Origin of the sequence: Methylocystis sp. SB2 (assembly GCF_049817085.1) — a bacterium.
GTDB lineage: Bacteria > Pseudomonadota > Alphaproteobacteria > Rhizobiales > Beijerinckiaceae > Methylocystis > Methylocystis rosea.
Window position 1 is genome coordinate 348,455 of record NZ_CP187401.1, and the last position, 16,508, is coordinate 364,962.

Sequence of the window (16,508 nt, forward strand, 5' to 3'; positions counted from 1 at the left end):
ACTCTCGCCGTCGCGAAGGCCCGTCATTCGAGCCTTTCCAAAGACGACTATCGCAGCGAACGCACCGCCGCAACTATGGTTGGAGCAGCCGAAGCCGCGGCTTTCGTGGTGTTTGCCCTGCGCGTGCGCCGGGCGGACACGGTCAGCGTGGCCGCGAGTTTGGCGTAGACCTACCTAAAACTCGCGCTGCTTAAGCGGCGCGGCGCTCCGACGACGGCGCCAATTTGCTGACGCAGTCTCGAATGTCGGTGATTGAAGCGAAGCTTTGTCGCCGGAGCATGGAGACCGGGAACTCGACGTCGAAGGCTTCTTCCAGCGCGAGCATGGTGCGGATCGCGGCGAAGGGCGTCAGCCCTGCACTGTAGAGATCGTCCGAATCCGACAAATGTTCCACGGGGGTATGCAGACGGCCGTGCTCTTGCAGCAAACGGCGTATCGTATCAATCATTGATCCAACTCCAGGAGCTCCGCCGTTGAGGCGGGCTGCAGCGTTGTTGTCGCGATAAGCGCGAGGGTTTCCTAACAACCTTAACTAGCGCGCAAAGGATTCGGGCGCCTCGCCTGAACGCAGGATGAATTCGCCGAGCGTGCGTCGAGTCGTGGCTTACAAATGGTTAATCTAACTCTCCGCTGCGCGCGGCGCTGTGGCCGTTTCTATTGTCCTGCGCTATGTTAGCGGCAATGCGAACCCCGCTGCTTCTTCCGCTGACGATCATGGTCTTTCTTGGAGCCCTGCCGGCCGGAATCGCGCTGGCGCAGGCATCGGAAACGCCTTCGATCGAATCATTGGGCGAGGAGGAGGGCGATTTCCTCTTCATCCCAGGGATCGGAAGGATTCCGCTGCCGCCTGGGACCCGCGCGCTCGGCCCGGGACAGGGCGGACGCGATGTTGCTCCCGAGCGGCGCGCGCCGGCCGCCGCAGCGCCGCCCCCGCCCAAGGACCCCGCCCAGCAGCGCGCCGAAGAGATGGCGCGGCTTTATCTTCGCCTGGAGCAGGCCGAAGACGAGCGGGAGGCGAAGGGCGTTTCGGCGGCGATCCTGAGCCGCTGGGCGCATTCCGAGTCGGACACGATCAATCTGCTTGCGGCGCGCGCCCTTGCGGCGGACGCGGCCGGCGCGCCGCCTCTCGCCCTGAAGCTTCTCGACTATGTGGTCGCCCTCTCGCCGCAATGGACGGAGGGCTATGTTCAGCGCGCCAAGGTGCGGGCGGAGCAGGGGGACGACAGCGGCGCGATCGCCGACCTCGAGACCGCGGCGACGCTCGAGCCGAAGCGTTTTGACGCGCTCGCCGCTCTTGGCGCGCTCAAGGAGAAGACCGGCGACAAGAAAGGGGCGCTCGCGGCCTATCGAAAGTCGCTCGCGATCTCGCCCCGGCAGGAGTCGCTTCAAAAGATCGAGGAGCGCCTGCATATCGAAGTCGAGGGGCGCGACATCTGAACGCTGTGGGGAATGCGATGACGACGACCGACAGGCAGGCCGCGGGCGCGGTTGCGCCCGAAGCGCTGGAGCAGCTCTTTACGGGGGCGCGGACCCACAATGGCTGGCTTCCCATAGACGTGCCTGACAGCCTGCTCGAACTCGCCGTGGACTACGCGAAATGGGGGCCGACAAGCGCCAATTGCTCGCCGATGCGCGTCATCTTCGTGCGCTCGCCGGAGGCGAAGGCCCGGCTCGCGCCAGCGATGTCGGACGCCAATCGTCCCAAGACCATGGCCGCGCCCGCCACGGCGATCGTCGGCTATGATCTCGATTTCGCAGAGACTCTCCCGCACCTTTATCCCGCGACGGACGCGCGTTCCTGGTTCGTCGGCAATCAGACGTTGATTGAAGAGACGGCCTTTCGCAACGGCTCGTTGCAGGGCGCCTATCTTCTTCTCGCGCTGCGCGCGGTGGGTCTCGATTGCGGACCGATGAGCGGTTTCGACAGGGTGAAGGTCGACGCGGAATTCTTCCAAGGTACGCGGATAAAGTCCAATTTTCTGATCAACATCGGATACGGTGATCACGCAAAGCTCTATCCTCGCGGCCCGCGGCTCGCTTGTGAGGAGATCGCCAGTATTCTTTAGGAGGCCAATTTATGACTCTACGAATCATTCCCCAGCGCTTCGCCCCGCACGCCCAAGGGCTGCTGCGCATCGCAGCCGCTTTGCTGTTCATGCAGCACGGCGCCGCCAAGCTCTTCGGCGTCCCACATGTTGCGATGTTCGACGACCTGAAGCTGTTCTCGCTGTTGGGCGCGGCGGGGCTCCTAGAGCTCTTCGGCGGCCTGCTGCTGCTGCTGGGCCTCTTCACCCGGCCTGTCGCCTTCATTCTTTCGGGTCAGATGGCGGTCGCCTATTTCTTTTTCCACGCCGGCCAGGATTTGTGGCCGCTCCTCAACAAGGGAGAACTCGCCGCGCTCTACTGCTTCGTATTTCTGTTCTTTGCAGCGGCCGGACCCGGCGCATTCGCGATCGACCGCGACTGACTTCGCCTTCCGCAAGCGATTCCCGGCGGCGACGCCCTTTCTATTGACATTGGGGACGGGGGCCATATTCCCTTGCGGTATGTCCCAGACGGCCCTCACCGCCAAGCGTCGGTCACAAGCCTTGGCGCTGCCTAATCTGCTGACCTATGGCCGCATGGCCGCCGTCCCGGTGGTGGCGGGGTTGCTCCTCGGCTTTCCGGAGCATTGGGCGCGCTGGGGCGCGCTTGGCATTTTCATCGCCGCCGGGGTGACGGACTTTCTCGACGGCTATTTCGCCAGAATCTGGCAGCAGCAGTCGCCGCTCGGGCGGATGCTGGATCCCATCGCGGACAAATTGCTCGTCGCGACGACCCTGATGGCGCTTGTCGCCGATCGAACGGTCGCGGGCTGGACGATCTGGGCGGCGATCATCATCCTGTGCCGTGAAATCCTCGTATCCGGCCTGCGGGAACATCTGGCCGAGCTCAAGGTGCGCTTGCCCGTCTCCGCGATCGCCAAGTGGAAAACGGCGGCGCAGCTCGTGGCGCTGGGCTTTCTGATCGCCGGACCGGCCGGCGAAGTCGTTCTCCCCGGCACGGTCAAGATCGGCGCGGCGCTCTTGTGGGCGGCGGCGATTCTGACGCTGTACACCGGGTTCGACTACCTCCAGTCGGCGTGGAACCATTTCGGGGAAGACGAGGCGGCATGAAGGCGCTGTATTTCGCTTGGGTGCGCGAGCGCATCGGTCTGGCGGAAGAGGAGATCGCGCCGCCGCGTGAAGTCGTCACGGTCCGTGAGCTGATCGACTGGCTGTCGGCGCGGGACGAGGGATATGCGGCCGCCTTCGCCAACCCGGCGACGATCCGCGCGGCGCTCGACAAGACGCATGCGGCGCCTGACGCGCCAATCGGCGCAGCAAGGGAGATCGCCTTCTTCCCGCCGATGACGGGCGGCTGAGATGGCGCCGCGGCCGACTCCGGCGGTGCGCGTGCAAGCGGAGGATTTCGACCTCGGGCGGGAACAGGCGCTGCTGACGCAGGGGCGGCGAGACATCGGCGCGCTCGTCAGCTTCGTGGGCCTCTGCAGGGACGAGGACGGCGCGCTCGAGGCTTTGGAGCTCGAACATTATCCCGGAATGGCCGAGGCCGAGATCTGTCGCGTCGCCGATGAAGCGCTCGAACGATGGCCTTTGCAGGCATTGACCGTCATTCACCGCTTCGGCCGCATCCAACCGGGCGAACAGATCGTTCTAGTGCTCGCCGCGGCGCGCCACCGCGCGGACGCTTTCGCCGCCGCGGCGTTTTTGATGGATTTTCTTAAAACCCGCGCGCCCTTTTGGAAAAAGGAACGGCGCGCGGATGGCGCGCCCGGCGACTGGGTCAGCGCGAAATCCGAGGACGATGCGGCTGCGGACCGGTGGCGCTAGATCAGCTGCTGCGGCGCGATCAGATGCACGACCCACCCGTGGAGCGCGACGGTCGCGACGACCAGAAACAGCGTCGCGAGCGTGAAAACGTCGAGGTTTTCCTTTGGCACGCGCATCATCGTCGGCAGCCCGACGGAAAAAACATAGATTCCATAGAAGCCGAGCACGTCCAGCCATCGAAGGCCCGGAATCAGGCCAAACAGCGAGGCGAGCCAGACCGGCGTGTACGAATAGGCGGTCAGCATCAGAGCGCGGCGGTCGTCGGTCTTCCCATCGAAATGCGGCGCAATGGCCGATATGACGAAGGCGACGATAAAAAACGCCGGCAGGCTCAGCAGATACTGGACGAAGGCGCGATAAAGCCCGCCCGTGAACGTCGGGTGCATGATTCCCTGCGGGCCGTGGGAAAAGCCGAAAAGCCATGAGCTGAAGAAGCTCGCGAAGGGCGGAAGAAGCGCCAATATCACAATATAGTTGCGATAGAGATCGAAGACGGACGTCTCCTCTTCGGAGATCTTCGCCCATTCGCTCTGTGGCGCCAGGATTAAGCCCTTGATCCGCGATAGCAACTGCATTCCGGCCTCCATTGATTTGCCGCAAGCGCTAATTACCGAGGCGGTCATGGAGCCGGGCTTGCGGGCGCCGGGCCTCCATGCGAGGGAGAGTGCGGCCAGCTGCGGCCGGTTTGATGATCGACGGTGAAATCTAACGCGACGGGCCGCATGAGAAAACTGCTGGAATATTTTTGGCCGCTCGTCGGCCTTGTCGCGGTCGTCGCCTCTTTTTTCCTTCTCTATCACGAATTCAAAGGAGAATCGGTCGGCGCAGAGGTTTGGGCCAATCTTCAGGCCATTCCGACGAGCCGCTATCTGTTCGCTGGCCTGTCGACGCTTGTCGCCTATGCGGCGCTCGCCTGGTACGATCGAATCGCGCTCCTGCACCTGGGCGTCAAACACATCAATTGGCTGTTTATCTCGGTCTGTTCGTTTACGACCTACGCCCTGTCGCACAACATCGGCGCAAGCGTTTTCTCGGGCGCCATGGTGCGCTATCGCGCCTATTCCACCAAGGGACTGACGGCGACGCAGGTCGCCACGCTGGTGGTGTTGTGCTCCTACACGTTCGGTTTCGGCAATGTGCTGCTCGCCGGCCTTTTGCTGACCTATGATCCCGCGATCATGCAAAGACTGTCGGGCTTCCTACCGGACATCATTACGAACCCGAACACCGCGCTGGTCGTCGGTTTGTCCTGCCTGGCCTTCGTCGTTCTATACATTCTCGGATCGCTCATGCATTTTCGCGCGATCCGGCTGTTCGGGCGTTTCGAGATCCTCTATCCGCGCCCCGGCATCATGCTCCGCCAGCTCTTCGCGGCTCCCTTGGAATTGATCGGCGCCGCCGGCATCATCTATTTCGCGCTGCCGGAGCAGGGCAATCCGGGCTTTCTCGTCGTGCTCGGCGCGTTTCTCTTGTCCTTTTCAGCGGCTTTGGTGTCGCATGCGCCGGGCGGGCTGGGCGTCTTCGAGCTGCTGTTCATCAATGTCATGCCGGATGTGCCGCGGCTGAAAGTGTTGGCTGCGCTGCTCGTCTGGCGCCTCTTCTACCTCATCGTCCCGCTGCTGATCGCGCTCGTCGTCGTCGCGCTTTTCGAGCGCAAGAAACTCGTCGAGCGCTGGCGCCGGATAGAGGAACAGCCTCAAAAATAAAACGCCGGCCATCGCGGACCGGCGTTTCGAACGTCTCGGCGTCTGTCGCCGCGTTCACATACGATATTGCTGAAGGCGCGTGGTCCGCAGTCCGGCGAGGCCGTGCTGGTCAATCGACATCTGCCAGCTCAGGAATTCGTCCACCGTCAGCGTGTAGCGACTGCAGGCTTCGTCGAGCGAGAGCAGGCCGCCGCGCACCGCCGCCACCACTTCCGCCTTACGCCGTATCACCCAGCGTTTGGTCGAAGCGGGAGGTAAATCCGCAATGGTCAGCGGACTGCCATCGGGACCGATGACATATTTGACACGGGGACGGTGCGTCTCGGTCATCTCACTCACTCGCTACTCAAACAGCCACGTTGTAGCGTCTTTATAAAGGCGTCGCTTTAAGAATTGCCTAAACGGATAGCCTCTATAAGCAATGGAAAATAAACTAAATTTTAGGAATATGCGGCGTTCGGAGACTTGGCGCGCCGTTCGCTCGCCCGCCAATACCAGAGCCGCTTACGCTTTTGCCTGGGTTTGCTTGCATCGAGCGTCTTGCGCCTGCTCGGCAAGGTTAGCGTCTCGAGCATCGACCGTATTGAAATTGGCGAAGCGCTAAAAACGCGTCGTTAACTGCGTCAACCATTCTGGCGAAGCCGTGACAAGCGCCGTCTCCAACGTCTTGTCGTAGCCCGACACGATCAACGCGCCAATCAGGACGAGCGACGCGCCGAGCGCTTGCTTCGCCTGTTTCCCGACGGTTAGCAGCCGGTCCCGCCAACGCGCCATCGCTTGCCGCGAGAGGGCTCCAAGCATCATCAGCGGCGCGGCCGCGCCGAGACCAAACGCGGCCATGGTCGCCGCGACGACGCTCAGGTCTTCGCCGCGCGCCGCGAGCACTGACGCGGCGCCGAGCGTCGGACCCACGCAGGGGCTCCAGACGGCGCCAAGCAATAGGCCGACGCCAAACTGACCGAACATTCCGCCGTGAGCCCCGTCGCCAAAGGCCGCGCTCAATTTGTCGCTGATCGGGCCCCCGGCGGCGGCGAGGCGCGCCTGCAGCTCAGGCGCAAGCAGGATCACGCCCAGTCCGATCAGCAAAGCCGCCGCGACGAGCCGCAGCGCGTCTCCGTCGAGGCCGACGGCGAAGCCGATCGTCGCCATGAAAAGGCCGATCGCGACGAAGGACAGGGCGACGCCCAGCGCCAGAAGCGCAGGCGCGTAGCGATGCTCCGCCGCGGCGGCGCCGAGCACCAAAGGCAAAAGCGAGAGCACGCAGGGCGACAAAATCGAGAGCAGGCCGGCGACAAAGGCGACGCCGAGGGCGCCAAGCGCGCTCGCGTCCATCGATTTACAGAGCCTTCGAGAGAAGCGCTGAAATTGCGGCCGGATCAGTCTCCCCGACAGAGCGCCCAACTTCCTTATCGCCTTTGAAGACGATGATTGTGCTTTGCCGGTTGGCCTTCAGCGTGCGGAGAGCGCTCTTCTGGCTGTCGAAATCGACGCGGAACATGGCGACGTCGGCATATTTCGGATCGGCTTCGACGCGCCGCACCACCGGCTCCTGCGCCCGGCAGGTCGGACACCACGGCGCATAGACATGCACGATGATCGATTTGCCGGCCGTTTGCGCGGCGGCGAAGGCCTGCGGCGTAAAACTCTGTTCCGCGGCGCCGGCGGGCGCCGTCGAATAAAGGATCGCGGAAGCAAAAAGAAAGGCGAAAACGGCGAGTCTGCGGCGCGAAATCATGTGCTTCCCTCGAAAGGCTGCCCCTTGCGCGAGCGGCGCTCAGGATTATGAAACGAACATAATGGCGCCCCTCTTTGAAACCAAACCGGACAGCGCATGAACGACTGCATCGGCGTCATCCTCGCCGGCGGGTTGGCGCGGCGCATGGGCGGGGGCGACAAGCCGCTCGTCGAGATCGCCGGTCGGCCGATCCTTCAGCATGTGATCCACCGCCTGAAGCCGCAGTGCGGCCTTCTCGCGATCAACGCCAACGGCGATCCGGCACGCTTTTCCGCTTTCGGACTGCCCGTCATCTGCGACAGCGTTGAAGGTTTCGCGGGGCCGCTCGCAGGCATTCTCGCCGGCATGGACTTTGGCGCCGCGAAAGGCGCGGCGCATGTGCTGAGCGCGCCGGGCGACACCCCGTTCCTGCCCGCCGATCTCCTCACCCGGCTTGAAGCTGCACGAAGCCGGACGGGCGCGACGATCGCCGTCGCCGCCTCGAATGGGCGAACCCATCACGCCGTGGCGCTGTGGCCGATCGCGCTGCGCGAAGATTTGCGGCGCGCGCTCGTTGCGGAAGACGAGCGCCGAGTGTCGGCCTTCATCGGGCGTTATGCGAATACGGTCGTCGATTGGCCGATCGAGCCCTACGACCCTTTTTTTAACGTCAACCGACCGGAGGATCTGGCGCGCGCCGATGCGATAGCCAAGGAGGAGTCGCGCAGCTAAATTGACGCGCAGCCAAGGCTGAAGAGACCGGCGCAGGATGGACATGAGCGAGCAGACAAAAAAGGGATTGAAGGACAAGGTTCAGGAGGAAGCCAGGGCCTTTTTTCCGGTGTTCCTTTACGTGTGGTTCCTGCTCGCCGTGCTCGGGGTGCACAAGTCGATCGTCCTGTCACAGGCGCATATCGTGCAGCATCAGGGCTTTGCGGTCGCCAAGGCGCTTGCTTTCGCCAAGGTGCTGTTCATCGCCAACAAATTCGGGGTCTGGCGCGTCTTCGATACGATGCCGCTGATCGTTCCCATCCTGATAAAGTCGTTTCTTTTCGGCGTGCTGCTCATCGACATGGACATTCTCGAGCAGGCGCTGCTGGAGCATTTTTGGCCGGCCCATGCGGACCATGACCCCGTGGACCTCCACAATCTGCGCACGCTCCTGTCGGTCGGATTGGTCACCTTCGCCGCGCTGATCCCGTTCTTTGGCTTCCGCGAATTCGCCAAGCTGGTCGGGGAGGCGGAGCTACGAAAGGTGCTCTTCGTGCGTCGCGAGAATTTCGTTCCGCAGCGCGAAGCCGAGCCGGCGGCGTCGCCCGCGCCCGCGGAACCGATAGAGAGCTAAACGAAGCCCGGATCCATCGCGACGGCGCCTTCGAGCCAGGGCGGCGTCGGCAGGTTTTGGCTGCGCAGGAAGTCGGCGTTGAAGAGCTTCGAAGCGTATCTCGCGCCGCCGTCGCACAGCACGGTCACGATCGTATTGCCGGGACCCATATCGCGCGCCAGCCTGATGGCGCCGGCGATGTTGATTCCGGAAGAGCCGCCCAGCAACAGGCCCTCCTGCTCGGCGAGATCGAAAACGATGCGCAGCGCCTCGTCATCGGGGATGCGGTAGGCGACGTCGACCGGCGCGCCTTCAAGATTGGCGGTGATCCGGCCCTGGCCAATCCCTTCCGTGATGGATGAGCCCTCACCCTTCAACTCGCCGGTTGTGTAATAGGAATAGAGCGCCGCCCCGTATGGATCGGCCAGCCCGATTTTTACGTCGGGATTTCTCTCCTTGAGCGCCATGCCGACGCCGGCGAGCGTGCCGCCGGTGCCGCAGGCGCAAATGAAGGCGTCCACCGCGCCCTCCAGCGCTTCATAGATCTCGGGCCCGGTGGTGGTGAGATGGGCGACGCGGTTGGCGACATTGTCGAACTGGTTGGCCCAGACGGCGCCGTTCGGCTCTTCCCTGGCGAGGCGCTCGGCGAGACGGCCGGAAAGCTTCACATAATTATTGGGGTTGGCGTAGGGAACCGCCGGCACTTCAACGAGCTGCGCGCCTTGCAGGCGCAGCATGTCTTTTTTTTCTTGGCTTTGAGTCTCGGGAATCACGATCACCGTGCGAAAGCCGAGCGCGTTCGCGACGAGCGCGAGCCCGATGCCGGTGTTGCCGGCGGTGCCTTCGACGATGACCCCGCCCGGCTTCAACAATCCTTTCGCGCGGGCGTCTTCGACGATGGACAGCGCCGCGCGGTCCTTCACGGAACCGCCCGGGTTCATGAATTCGGCCTTGCCGAGAATGCGGCAGCCGGTCGCCTTCGAGGCGCCGTGCAATTCAATGAGCGGCGTGCGCCCGATGGCTTCGATGACGCTGGAGGCGACGACAGTCATTGATGATTCCTGGCGAGTGGCGGTTCGTTCCTAGCCGACCGGCGGCTCCCGCTCAAAGGCGAAAATCGCGCCATGCCGCGCCTGCGCGCCCGGCGCCAGAATTCGCATCGAGGGCTTTTCATAGAGGTCGCCGTAAAAGTCGTCCGGATCGCCATGGCCTGTCCATGGCTCTATGCACAGATAAGGAGCAGGCGGCAGCGTCCAAAATCCGACATGGGGGAAATCGTCGAGCGTGACCGAAAGACGCGCGCCTTCGCCATTGTCGAAAACGAGGTTGTGGCTCGCAAGATTGAGAAAGCACAGCGCGTCGCGCGTGAACATTTCTGGTTCGAGCGGCAGTCGCCGGCCGACGAGCGGCGTTTTGCGGATGGGTTTCGAGAAAAGGCCGCCCGGTCCGATGATAGGAACTTCGGCGCGCTCAGCCTTCTCGAATATGATCGTATGCGGCGAAGAAGAGCCGGCGAGCGGCCAGCGAAAGGCGGGATGTAGTCCGCAAGCGTAGGGAAGGGGCCGCGAGTCGGCATTCGTCACGATGAGTGCATTTTCGAGCGCGCCGGCGCGAAGCTGGAATTCCACTTCAAACCGGAAGGCGAAGGGATACAGCGCGCGGGTCTCGGCGTCGTCGACGAGCGCGAGGCGCAAATAGTCGTCGCGCCGCTCGGCGACGTCGAAGCGCTTTTTCCAGGCGAAGCCGTGGAGCGCCAGCGGATAGGTCTCGCCGTCGACGCGCACGCGGCCGTCGCGCGTCCAGCCGACGACAGGAAACAGCACGGGCGCGGTCTGGTCCCAGACCTTAGGGTTCTTCGCCCAGATCATGTCGACTTCCCGCGCGCGCCAGCTCAAAAGCTCCGCGCCAAAAGTCCGGATCTCCGCGCCGTCGCCAGAGGAATGGGTGAGCTGAATCGCGTCGGTCATGGGTCAGTTCCATTGTCGGACACAAGTCCAAGCGAAGCTTCGAAAATCAGCTTCAAGCGAAGCTTCGAAAATCAGCGCGATCCTCCAGTGCGGCGCTTGAGCGGCGGCGCCCGCCGCAATAAGGTCGCGCCTCCGCGCCTCCGCGCCGCCAGCCTCCACACCCGCAATGCATGTTGGCGCAGCGCAACGCCAATGAGAAGGCCTTATGAATAGTCTCGTCTCGGACATCGGCGCCGGCGTTTTCAGAACGGAGTTGACGCTCTTTTTCTCGACGTTCACGACGCTGCTGGCGGTCATCAATCCTTTTGAGGTGCTACCGGTCTTCCTTCTGCTCCTGCGCGAGAAAAGCAACCAGGAGCGCGGTCGCGTGGCCTTCATGTCCTGTCTCTATGCGCTGCTGCTGATCCTCTTCTTCTTGTTCTTCGGCGCGGTGATCTTAAAAATCTTCGGCGTCTCGCTCAGCATGGTGCGCATCGCCGGCGGGATCGTGCTGATGAAGATCGGCTTTGAGCTTTTTTTACCCTCGTCGGACGGCGACGGAACGCCGGCGTTCGCCCGATCGACGGGCAATATCGCCTTCATGCCGCTCGCGATGCCGCTTATGATCGGCCCCGGGCCGATCGCCACCGTGCTGGGGATGATGGCCACCGTGGAGCACTCGTCCCACGAGGCGTTGGCGTTCGGCGTCATCCTCGCCGCGATCTTTCTCGCCGTGGGCGTCACTTATGCCTGCCTCGCCTTCGCGACGCGGTTGACCACAACGCTCGGGCCGCTGGGCATTGACGCGGCGACCAGGATCGTCGGCTTCTTTGTCTCGGCGATGGGCGTGTCATTGATCTTTAACGGCGTCATGGACGCGCTTCGGTCGGCAGGCTTTGGCGGCTTGCATTAGCCGCTCTTCGTGCAAGGCTAGAGGCCGCGCAAGGTTTCGCCGAGCCTCAGATAGATCTCCCGATGCGCGTCGCGCAGTCCGGGCACCCATGGTTTGAGCTGCGCGCCGACCACCGCGTCGAAATGGTCGAACCGCTGTCCGATGGCTTTGTCGAGATATTCGTAATACCAGCGCCCCGGCTTAAGTCTTTGGCGTTTAAAGACGCCTTCGCCTCCCACCGGCTCTTCCCGGGCCGTGAAGGGATATCTTTGCGAGATGACGCTCACCGCGCCGTCGTTGGGCCGCCACTGCGGCAGCGAAAGGTCGCCGCCGCCCCAACCCACGATCGGCGCTTTGGCGAAGTTGGCCTCAAGCGCCTGATAGAGCGCCGGCTGCCAGAGAATGGGATGGATCGTCGGGTCGGGCCGCCAGGTCCTGCTGAAAAAGCCCGAAGCCCGAACATGCGTGGCGTTGGTCACCAGCGACAGATAATAGGTGCCTGGATGCGATCTGAACCGCGCGTTGGCGTTGCGGCAGCCCTGCAGCGTCATGTCGAAGGCGAGATTGTCCTCGCCCGCAACGAAGGCGCCAGCGTCCAGGCGCGCCATCGCCGTTTTCGAGTCAACTTCGCCGTCGGTCCATTGGTCGAGATGGAGATCGAAGGGCCTGCGCATGGCGCTCGGCACGCCGGCGGCCATTCCAAGAAAGTTGAACGACTCCGCGATAAGCCGGCTTGGCTTGCGGTTAAGCCGGCCATTTACCCGGTCGCATCCAAAGCCATAGGGAAGCAACGAGCCGTTGATGGCGCCGGCGACGCTGACCACCCCTTCGACCCAGCCAGCGTTTGTCCCTTGCCCCCAGAAATCGCTGGCGAGCAGCGCCTGCAGCTGCATGGCGGTCTGGGCACCTGCGCCATGGCCGATAAGGATCACTGGATTTTCCGCCGACCACTCAGGCGCGAAAGGCTCTGTATATTCCCGCGAATAGCGGGCGTGGCGCGCCTCGCTGCTGTGCTGCGCGCCGTAATCGACCCTTCCGCCGCCGATTTGCGCGAAAAGCTCGCAGGCGCGGTCGTGGAACGAGCTGATCGGTCCCACCTTCGCTTCGTGAACCGCGAAGGGTTCGCCGACCTCATCGAGCGCATCGCCCCAATAGGGAAGGCCGAACTCTTGAGGCCCCCAGCCGAAGAAATCATGCACGAAAATAATATGAGTGGATTTAAGCGCCATCGCCGATCCGAATTCAATTGAAAATCAATAAGCTTTGGCGCTCAGGCGAGCGCGTCATATTCGTAGATCGCGCTGACGTCGAGCGTCTCCCGCGGCGTCGCGCTGCGGCCGAGCGGCGAGCTGATCGGATCGTCGATGCGATGACCTTTGAGATCCGCGCCCGCCGTCATGTCGGGAACATAGACGCGCCCATTTCGGGACATCCAACTCTCCCAGAGGCGATCGATGTTGCAATGATTGAGAAAAAAAACCGGATCATTAGGCGAGGAGCCAAGCAACATCTCTCCGCCAATCCAGACATGGACGAGATTGTGCAGCCAGGTCGCGGAAACGCCGTCGTCGTTCATCCACCCTTCGATCCGATTACGGAAGCTGTTCGCGTCAGCGTCCCAGTCGGGCGAATCATAGGGTGACAGCGCCAGCGCATTGGTCACATGCGCCGTTCTCGGAAGCGCATCCGTGCTGACGCCGAAGGCGCGCCGGAGGCCGCGGTTCACCGAACGCAACTCGCCAGAGATGTTCGTGGAGATGCGCACTCTGAACGCGGACGGATCGCTCGCGTGAAACGCGAAAGGGCCGGTAGAGACCGGATTTCCCTCGCCGCCCATGCAGTCCGCCCCCCAGATGGCGGCCGAGCTCTGCTCCTGCGGCGGCAGGTCGCCGTCTTCCGCCCAATCCCAGTAGGGCAGACCAAAATTCGCGTCGTTCAGAACCCGCTGGAGGTTTTGCTCGAAGACCATCAGCATCACGCGATGCCATGGCGCGAAAATTGGCCCGCGGTGCGCCGCGTTCCGCTGCGCGGGATTTCCTGGCGGCGTCTCGATCATCATTGCGGTGACGTGCCAGACGACGAAAAGATCGTAGGTGCTCACTGAGCGCGCCGCGCCGGGAATGCCGAATTCATCGGTCGTTCGGCCGGACGCCTCTTTTTTCAATAGTTTGACGCCCTCAATATATTGATCGCGAACCCCTGCATTCGTTGAAATATTGCTTCGGACGACGGCCATCGTCTCTCTCCTGAAAATCAATGTTCGCCTGAAAAATCAATGCTCGTGTTTTGAAGTTTTCTTCGCTGCCGGCTTGCTTTTGCGAGCAGGAGCGGGCCGGCGCTTGTGGCTTGCTGGGGGGCGGCTCTTGCTCGGGGCCGGCTTTCGCTCGAATTCTTCGGGAAAGCCGTCGATCAGCGCCCGCACCATGTCGACCGCCGACGCGGTTTGGTAGTTCGGCAATGAATGACAATGAACCTGGCCGGAGGCGTCGACGCCGAGCGGCGCGCGAATCTTCTTTCCATCGACCAAGATCGCGTAAGTCGTGACGATTTCTATCTCATGGTCGCGATAGCTGTCCTTGCGGACGGACTGGGCGCCGCCGGCGCTATGAGCCACATGCGCGGGCGCTTTGTCGCGCGCACGCGTGAGATAGTCGCTGAGTTTGCGAGGGGCGGCGCCCGTCGCCAGCTTCTTTGACTCCATAAGGTCTCCGCTCAATTTCTTTTATGCAATCTGCTGCAACCGTGGCGCGAACGCGCTCGTTAAGCGCCCGAAAAATCTAAAGACTTCAGCCGAACGTTCGCCTCATCAAAACGGATTGGATCGAAGATTTTCCACCGAGAATATGACGTCGCCAATGGACAGCGATGTCAAGTGAATTCCCAGCGGTCAAAAATTGATCGGGTGTTGCGCCACTCGGGCATTCCCGCCGTCATGGTCATCGAGCAGCTTGCGTCGCTCGCCGCAAGCGCTTAGCGATTCGATTTGAGGCATCAATGTCCGATTCGATGGTTCCCGCCTTTCTTGGGGTCGAGCGTTCCGTGCTTGGCCGACGTTGGCGCTGGCGGCTCGACGCCAGAGGCGAGGCGCAAGCGCTCGCGCTGACCCAGGCGCATGGCATCGACGATTTTCTTGCGCGGGTGATCGCCGGGCGCGGCGTCACGGTCGCCGACGCCGCCGGCTATCTCGATCCCAAGCTGCGCGATCTTCTGCCCGACCCCTCGTCGCTGCGCGACATGGACGCCGTGACGCACCGGCTCGCGGACGCGATTGAACGCGGCGAGCAGATCGCCGTTTTTGGCGATTATGACGTCGACGGCGCCTGTTCCTCGGCGCTGCTTATCGACTTCTGGCGCGCGGCCCGCGCGCCGGAGCCCTTGCTCCATATTCCCGACCGGATCATCGAGGGCTATGGCCCGAACGTCGAGGCGATCCGCGATCTCGCGGCGCGGGGCGCGACTCTGCTGGTCACCGTCGATTGCGGGACCTCGAGTCACGACGCCTTCGCCGCCGCAAGCGCGCTAGACGTCGATGTGATCGTCCTCGACCATCATCAGGCGCCGGAAATCCTGCCGGACGCGCTGGTCGTCAATCCCAACCGACTCGATGATCTTTCTGGGCAGGGGGCGCTCTGCGCGGCCGGGGTCGTTTTTCTTGTCCTCATCGGATTGTCGAGGACGCTGCGCGCGCGCGGCTGGTGGAGCGATGATCGACCAGAACCGGATCTTCTCGCCGCGCTCGATCTCGTCGCGCTGGCGACGGTCGCCGACGTCTCCCCGCTGGCGCGGCTCAACAGGGCGCTCGTCGCCAAGGGTCTGATGGTGATGGCGGCGCGATCCCGTCCGGGGCTTGCCGCGTTGATGGACGCCGCCCGTTTGGATGGCCCGCCGCGCGCCTACCATCTTGGTTTCGCGCTCGGGCCGCGGATTAACGCCGGCGGTCGGATCGGCGACGCGGGCCTTGGCGCAAGGCTTCTCACTCTCGCTGACGGCGTGGAAGCCCGTCGCATCGCCGACGAGCTGGACCGGCTGAATGGCGAGCGGCAGGTCGTCGAAAGGATGATTCTGGAGCAAGCGGTCGCCGAGGCGGAAGCGCAGTTGGCGGGATCCAATCGACTGTCCTGTCTCGTCGTGCATGGACAGGACTGGCATCCGGGCGTTGTCGGACTGATCGCGTCACGCTTAAAGGAACGCTTTAATACTCCAGCATTTGTAATTGCTTTCAATGGAGAATATGGAACAGGTTCAGGTAGGAGTTTAAGTGGCGTCGACCTTGGAGCCGCCGTCCGGCGCGCGGTCGACATGGGCCTGGCGGTCAAGGGGGGCGGGCATGCGATGGCCGCCGGCGTGACGTTGGCCCGGGGCAAGATCGACGAGTTTCGCGCCTTTCTCGATGAGGCGCTGGAGGCGTCCGTCGAAGCCGCGCGTCTCGACGATGCGCTCGTTGTCGACGCGGCGGTCGCGGGACGAGGGGTCTGTCTTGAACTGCTGCGACGGGTGGAGCGAGCCGGTCCATTCGGGCAGGGCAACCCCGAACCTCTGTTTGCTCTCCCGGAGCAGCAGGTCACATTCGCCCAGACGGTTGGGGCCGATCATGTGCGCGTCCGCTTGCGCTCGCGCGACGGCGCGACGGTCGACGCCATCGCCTTTCGCGCCGTGCAGTCGCCGCTGGGCGAAGCGCTCTTGAGGGGAGACGGGGCGCAGCTTCACGTCGCCGCGAAACTGTCACGCAATGTCTTTCGCGGCATAGAGCGCGTCGAGACGCGAATCGTCGACCTCGCGCGCGTTCAATGAAGCCGAGCAGACTGTGGCGCCAAGGCCACATCTGTTTTCAATCTCGATGAGCGCGCGCTTTTGGAGGGCATGTGTCGCATTTTGGTCTCATTCGCGACGCCTGCTGACCCAGCGTAACTGCGTTTAACGACAACTTCACACATCAACGAGACACTCCGCAGGTTGTACCGCGCGGCGGCTCTAGGTCGCGTCGAAAATGAAGGAAGCGCCGCCGCTTGTGGGGCGGGCTTCAGTGCAGTCGGCGGATCGAAGTTGGTGGCAAG

General features: G+C 63.0%; 21 protein-coding genes. 11 read left to right on the forward strand and 10 right to left on the reverse strand.

All coding sequences use genetic code 11. The features are described from left to right. Positions 1 to 190: 190 nt before the first annotated feature. Positions 191 to 448: an acyl carrier protein gene (locus tag ACPS74_RS01795; RefSeq protein WP_029648857.1), complete on the reverse strand. Its 258-nt coding sequence runs from the start codon at positions 446 to 448 to the stop codon at positions 191 to 193. Between the two features lie 233 nt (positions 449 to 681). Here ACPS74_RS01795 and ACPS74_RS01800 point away from each other — a divergent pair, with 233 nt between their 5' ends. From ACPS74_RS01800 to ACPS74_RS01825, 6 genes are all read left to right on the forward strand, one after another. Continuing rightward, on the forward strand, positions 682 to 1,437 hold the full coding sequence (locus tag ACPS74_RS01800; RefSeq protein WP_029648858.1) for a tetratricopeptide repeat protein: 756 nt from the start codon (positions 682 to 684) through the stop codon (positions 1,435 to 1,437). Between the two features lie 17 nt (positions 1,438 to 1,454). Next, positions 1,455 to 2,066, forward strand: coding sequence for a malonic semialdehyde reductase (locus ACPS74_RS01805; RefSeq protein WP_029648859.1), 612 nt, complete (start codon positions 1,455 to 1,457; stop codon positions 2,064 to 2,066). A gap of 11 nt (positions 2,067 to 2,077) precedes the next feature. Further along, positions 2,078 to 2,467 carry a DoxX family protein gene (locus tag ACPS74_RS01810; protein WP_029648860.1) on the forward strand — a complete coding sequence of 130 codons (390 nt, stop codon included), beginning with the start codon at positions 2,078 to 2,080 and terminating at the stop codon, positions 2,465 to 2,467. Positions 2,468 to 2,546: 79 nt separating this feature from the next. Then, positions 2,547 to 3,155: a CDP-diacylglycerol--glycerol-3-phosphate 3-phosphatidyltransferase gene (gene pgsA / locus ACPS74_RS01815; protein WP_029648861.1), complete on the forward strand. Its 609-nt coding sequence runs from the start codon at positions 2,547 to 2,549 to the stop codon at positions 3,153 to 3,155. Next, positions 3,152 to 3,403 carry a molybdopterin converting factor subunit 1 gene (gene moaD / locus ACPS74_RS01820; protein ID WP_029648862.1) on the forward strand — a complete coding sequence of 84 codons (252 nt, stop codon included), beginning with the start codon at positions 3,152 to 3,154 and terminating at the stop codon, positions 3,401 to 3,403. The genes pgsA and moaD overlap by 4 nt, the downstream gene beginning before the upstream one ends. Before the next feature lies 1 nt (position 3,404). After that, entirely contained in the window at positions 3,405 to 3,872 is a 468-nt protein-coding gene (locus ACPS74_RS01825) for a molybdenum cofactor biosynthesis protein MoaE (protein WP_029648863.1), read from the forward strand. Here ACPS74_RS01825 and ACPS74_RS01830 read toward each other — a convergent pair. Next, positions 3,869 to 4,447 (reverse strand): Yip1 family protein, encoded by a 579-nt coding sequence (locus ACPS74_RS01830; protein WP_239754486.1) that lies wholly within the window; start codon positions 4,445 to 4,447, stop codon positions 3,869 to 3,871. The two genes, ACPS74_RS01825 and ACPS74_RS01830, sit on opposite strands and share 4 nt — an antisense overlap. A 147-nt stretch (positions 4,448 to 4,594) precedes the next feature. Here ACPS74_RS01830 and ACPS74_RS01835 point away from each other — a divergent pair, with 147 nt between their 5' ends. Beyond that, positions 4,595 to 5,578, forward strand: a complete 984-nt coding sequence (locus ACPS74_RS01835; RefSeq protein ID WP_029648865.1) for a lysylphosphatidylglycerol synthase domain-containing protein — start codon at positions 4,595 to 4,597, stop codon at positions 5,576 to 5,578. A 54-nt stretch (positions 5,579 to 5,632) separates the two neighbouring features. Here the strand turns inward: ACPS74_RS01835 and ACPS74_RS01840 are convergent, their stop codons facing one another. The 3 genes from ACPS74_RS01840 to ACPS74_RS01850 form a co-directional block, all read right to left on the reverse strand. Further along, positions 5,633 to 5,908 (reverse strand): DUF1153 domain-containing protein, encoded by a 276-nt coding sequence (locus ACPS74_RS01840; RefSeq protein ID WP_014889772.1) that lies wholly within the window; start codon positions 5,906 to 5,908, stop codon positions 5,633 to 5,635. A gap of 270 nt (positions 5,909 to 6,178) precedes the next feature. Beyond that, complete coding sequence (locus ACPS74_RS01845; RefSeq protein ID WP_029648866.1) at positions 6,179 to 6,910, reverse strand: cytochrome c biogenesis CcdA family protein; 732 nt, start codon at positions 6,908 to 6,910, stop codon at positions 6,179 to 6,181. A 4-nt stretch (positions 6,911 to 6,914) separates the two neighbouring features. Then, complete coding sequence (locus ACPS74_RS01850) at positions 6,915 to 7,313, reverse strand: thioredoxin family protein (RefSeq protein WP_029648867.1); 399 nt, start codon at positions 7,311 to 7,313, stop codon at positions 6,915 to 6,917. A 96-nt stretch (positions 7,314 to 7,409) separates the two neighbouring features. Between ACPS74_RS01850 and mobA the strand changes: the two genes are divergently transcribed. Both mobA and ACPS74_RS01860 read left to right on the forward strand, forming a co-directional pair. After that, positions 7,410 to 8,024 (forward strand): molybdenum cofactor guanylyltransferase MobA, encoded by a 615-nt coding sequence (gene mobA / locus ACPS74_RS01855; protein WP_029648868.1) that lies wholly within the window; start codon positions 7,410 to 7,412, stop codon positions 8,022 to 8,024. A 43-nt stretch (positions 8,025 to 8,067) separates the two neighbouring features. Continuing rightward, positions 8,068 to 8,637 carry a hypothetical protein gene (locus ACPS74_RS01860; protein ID WP_029648869.1) on the forward strand — a complete coding sequence of 190 codons (570 nt, stop codon included), beginning with the start codon at positions 8,068 to 8,070 and terminating at the stop codon, positions 8,635 to 8,637. On the opposite strand, the gene ACPS74_RS01865 is transcribed toward ACPS74_RS01860, so the two are convergent. Further along, positions 8,634 to 9,668 carry a cysteine synthase A gene (locus tag ACPS74_RS01865; protein WP_029648870.1) on the reverse strand — a complete coding sequence of 345 codons (1,035 nt, stop codon included), beginning with the start codon at positions 9,666 to 9,668 and terminating at the stop codon, positions 8,634 to 8,636. The two genes, ACPS74_RS01860 and ACPS74_RS01865, sit on opposite strands and share 4 nt — an antisense overlap. A gap of 30 nt (positions 9,669 to 9,698) precedes the next feature. Next, entirely contained in the window at positions 9,699 to 10,583 is an 885-nt protein-coding gene (locus tag ACPS74_RS01870) for an aldose epimerase (protein ID WP_029648871.1), read from the reverse strand. A gap of 205 nt (positions 10,584 to 10,788) precedes the next feature. Between ACPS74_RS01870 and ACPS74_RS01875 the strand changes: the two genes are divergently transcribed. Continuing rightward, the gene (locus ACPS74_RS01875; protein WP_051381701.1) at positions 10,789 to 11,475 is read left to right on the forward strand and encodes a MarC family protein; all 687 of its coding nucleotides are present in this window, start codon (positions 10,789 to 10,791) and stop codon (positions 11,473 to 11,475) included. Positions 11,476 to 11,492: 17 nt separating this feature from the next. On the opposite strand, the gene ACPS74_RS01880 is transcribed toward ACPS74_RS01875, so the two are convergent. From ACPS74_RS01880 to ACPS74_RS01890, 3 genes are read right to left on the reverse strand one after another with little or no spacing between them, the layout of a single operon-like run. Further along, positions 11,493 to 12,683 carry a lipase gene (locus ACPS74_RS01880; protein ID WP_029648874.1) on the reverse strand — a complete coding sequence of 397 codons (1,191 nt, stop codon included), beginning with the start codon at positions 12,681 to 12,683 and terminating at the stop codon, positions 11,493 to 11,495. A gap of 41 nt (positions 12,684 to 12,724) precedes the next feature. Further along, positions 12,725 to 13,690, reverse strand: a complete 966-nt coding sequence (locus ACPS74_RS01885) for a tyrosinase family protein (protein WP_029648875.1) — start codon at positions 13,688 to 13,690, stop codon at positions 12,725 to 12,727. Positions 13,691 to 13,726: 36 nt separating this feature from the next. Beyond that, complete coding sequence (locus ACPS74_RS01890) at positions 13,727 to 14,155, reverse strand: hypothetical protein (protein ID WP_029648876.1); 429 nt, start codon at positions 14,153 to 14,155, stop codon at positions 13,727 to 13,729. A 293-nt stretch (positions 14,156 to 14,448) separates the two neighbouring features. Here ACPS74_RS01890 and recJ point away from each other — a divergent pair, with 293 nt between their 5' ends. Continuing rightward, complete coding sequence (recJ, locus tag ACPS74_RS01895; protein ID WP_029648878.1) at positions 14,449 to 16,245, forward strand: single-stranded-DNA-specific exonuclease RecJ; 1,797 nt, start codon at positions 14,449 to 14,451, stop codon at positions 16,243 to 16,245. Positions 16,246 to 16,508 lie beyond the last annotated feature (263 nt).

Bases quoted from the DNA above. Each gene is read 5' to 3' on its own strand.
- ACPS74_RS01845 (WP_029648866.1), bottom strand. From the start codon at position 6,910: ATGGACGCGAGCGCGCTTGGCGCCCTCGGCGTCGCCTTTGTCGCCGGC.
- ACPS74_RS01810 (WP_029648860.1), top strand. From the start codon at position 2,078: ATGACTCTACGAATCATTCCCCAGCGCTTCGCCCCGCACGCCCAAGGG.
- ACPS74_RS01885 (WP_029648875.1), bottom strand. From the start codon at position 13,690: ATGGCCGTCGTCCGAAGCAATATTTCAACGAATGCAGGGGTTCGCGAT.
- ACPS74_RS01830 (WP_239754486.1), bottom strand. From the start codon at position 4,447: ATGCAGTTGCTATCGCGGATCAAGGGCTTAATCCTGGCGCCACAGAGC.
- ACPS74_RS01850 (WP_029648867.1), bottom strand. From the start codon at position 7,313: ATGATTTCGCGCCGCAGACTCGCCGTTTTCGCCTTTCTTTTTGCTTCC.
- ACPS74_RS01875 (WP_051381701.1), top strand. From the start codon at position 10,789: ATGAATAGTCTCGTCTCGGACATCGGCGCCGGCGTTTTCAGAACGGAG.
- ACPS74_RS01860 (WP_029648869.1), top strand. From the start codon at position 8,068: ATGAGCGAGCAGACAAAAAAGGGATTGAAGGACAAGGTTCAGGAGGAA.
- ACPS74_RS01880 (WP_029648874.1), bottom strand. From the start codon at position 12,683: ATGGCGCTTAAATCCACTCATATTATTTTCGTGCATGATTTCTTCGGC.
- pgsA (WP_029648861.1), top strand. From the start codon at position 2,547: ATGTCCCAGACGGCCCTCACCGCCAAGCGTCGGTCACAAGCCTTGGCG.
- ACPS74_RS01825 (WP_029648863.1), top strand. From the start codon at position 3,405: ATGGCGCCGCGGCCGACTCCGGCGGTGCGCGTGCAAGCGGAGGATTTC.
- ACPS74_RS01835 (WP_029648865.1), top strand. From the start codon at position 4,595: ATGAGAAAACTGCTGGAATATTTTTGGCCGCTCGTCGGCCTTGTCGCG.
- ACPS74_RS01795 (WP_029648857.1), bottom strand. From the start codon at position 448: ATGATTGATACGATACGCCGTTTGCTGCAAGAGCACGGCCGTCTGCAT.
- ACPS74_RS01840 (WP_014889772.1), bottom strand. From the start codon at position 5,908: ATGACCGAGACGCACCGTCCCCGTGTCAAATATGTCATCGGTCCCGAT.
- moaD (WP_029648862.1), top strand. From the start codon at position 3,152: ATGAAGGCGCTGTATTTCGCTTGGGTGCGCGAGCGCATCGGTCTGGCG.
- ACPS74_RS01800 (WP_029648858.1), top strand. From the start codon at position 682: ATGCGAACCCCGCTGCTTCTTCCGCTGACGATCATGGTCTTTCTTGGA.
- mobA (WP_029648868.1), top strand. From the start codon at position 7,410: ATGAACGACTGCATCGGCGTCATCCTCGCCGGCGGGTTGGCGCGGCGC.
- recJ (WP_029648878.1), top strand. From the start codon at position 14,449: ATGTCCGATTCGATGGTTCCCGCCTTTCTTGGGGTCGAGCGTTCCGTG.
- ACPS74_RS01805 (WP_029648859.1), top strand. From the start codon at position 1,455: ATGACGACGACCGACAGGCAGGCCGCGGGCGCGGTTGCGCCCGAAGCG.
- ACPS74_RS01870 (WP_029648871.1), bottom strand. From the start codon at position 10,583: ATGACCGACGCGATTCAGCTCACCCATTCCTCTGGCGACGGCGCGGAG.
- ACPS74_RS01865 (WP_029648870.1), bottom strand. From the start codon at position 9,668: ATGACTGTCGTCGCCTCCAGCGTCATCGAAGCCATCGGGCGCACGCCG.
- ACPS74_RS01890 (WP_029648876.1), bottom strand. From the start codon at position 14,155: ATGGAGTCAAAGAAGCTGGCGACGGGCGCCGCCCCTCGCAAACTCAGC.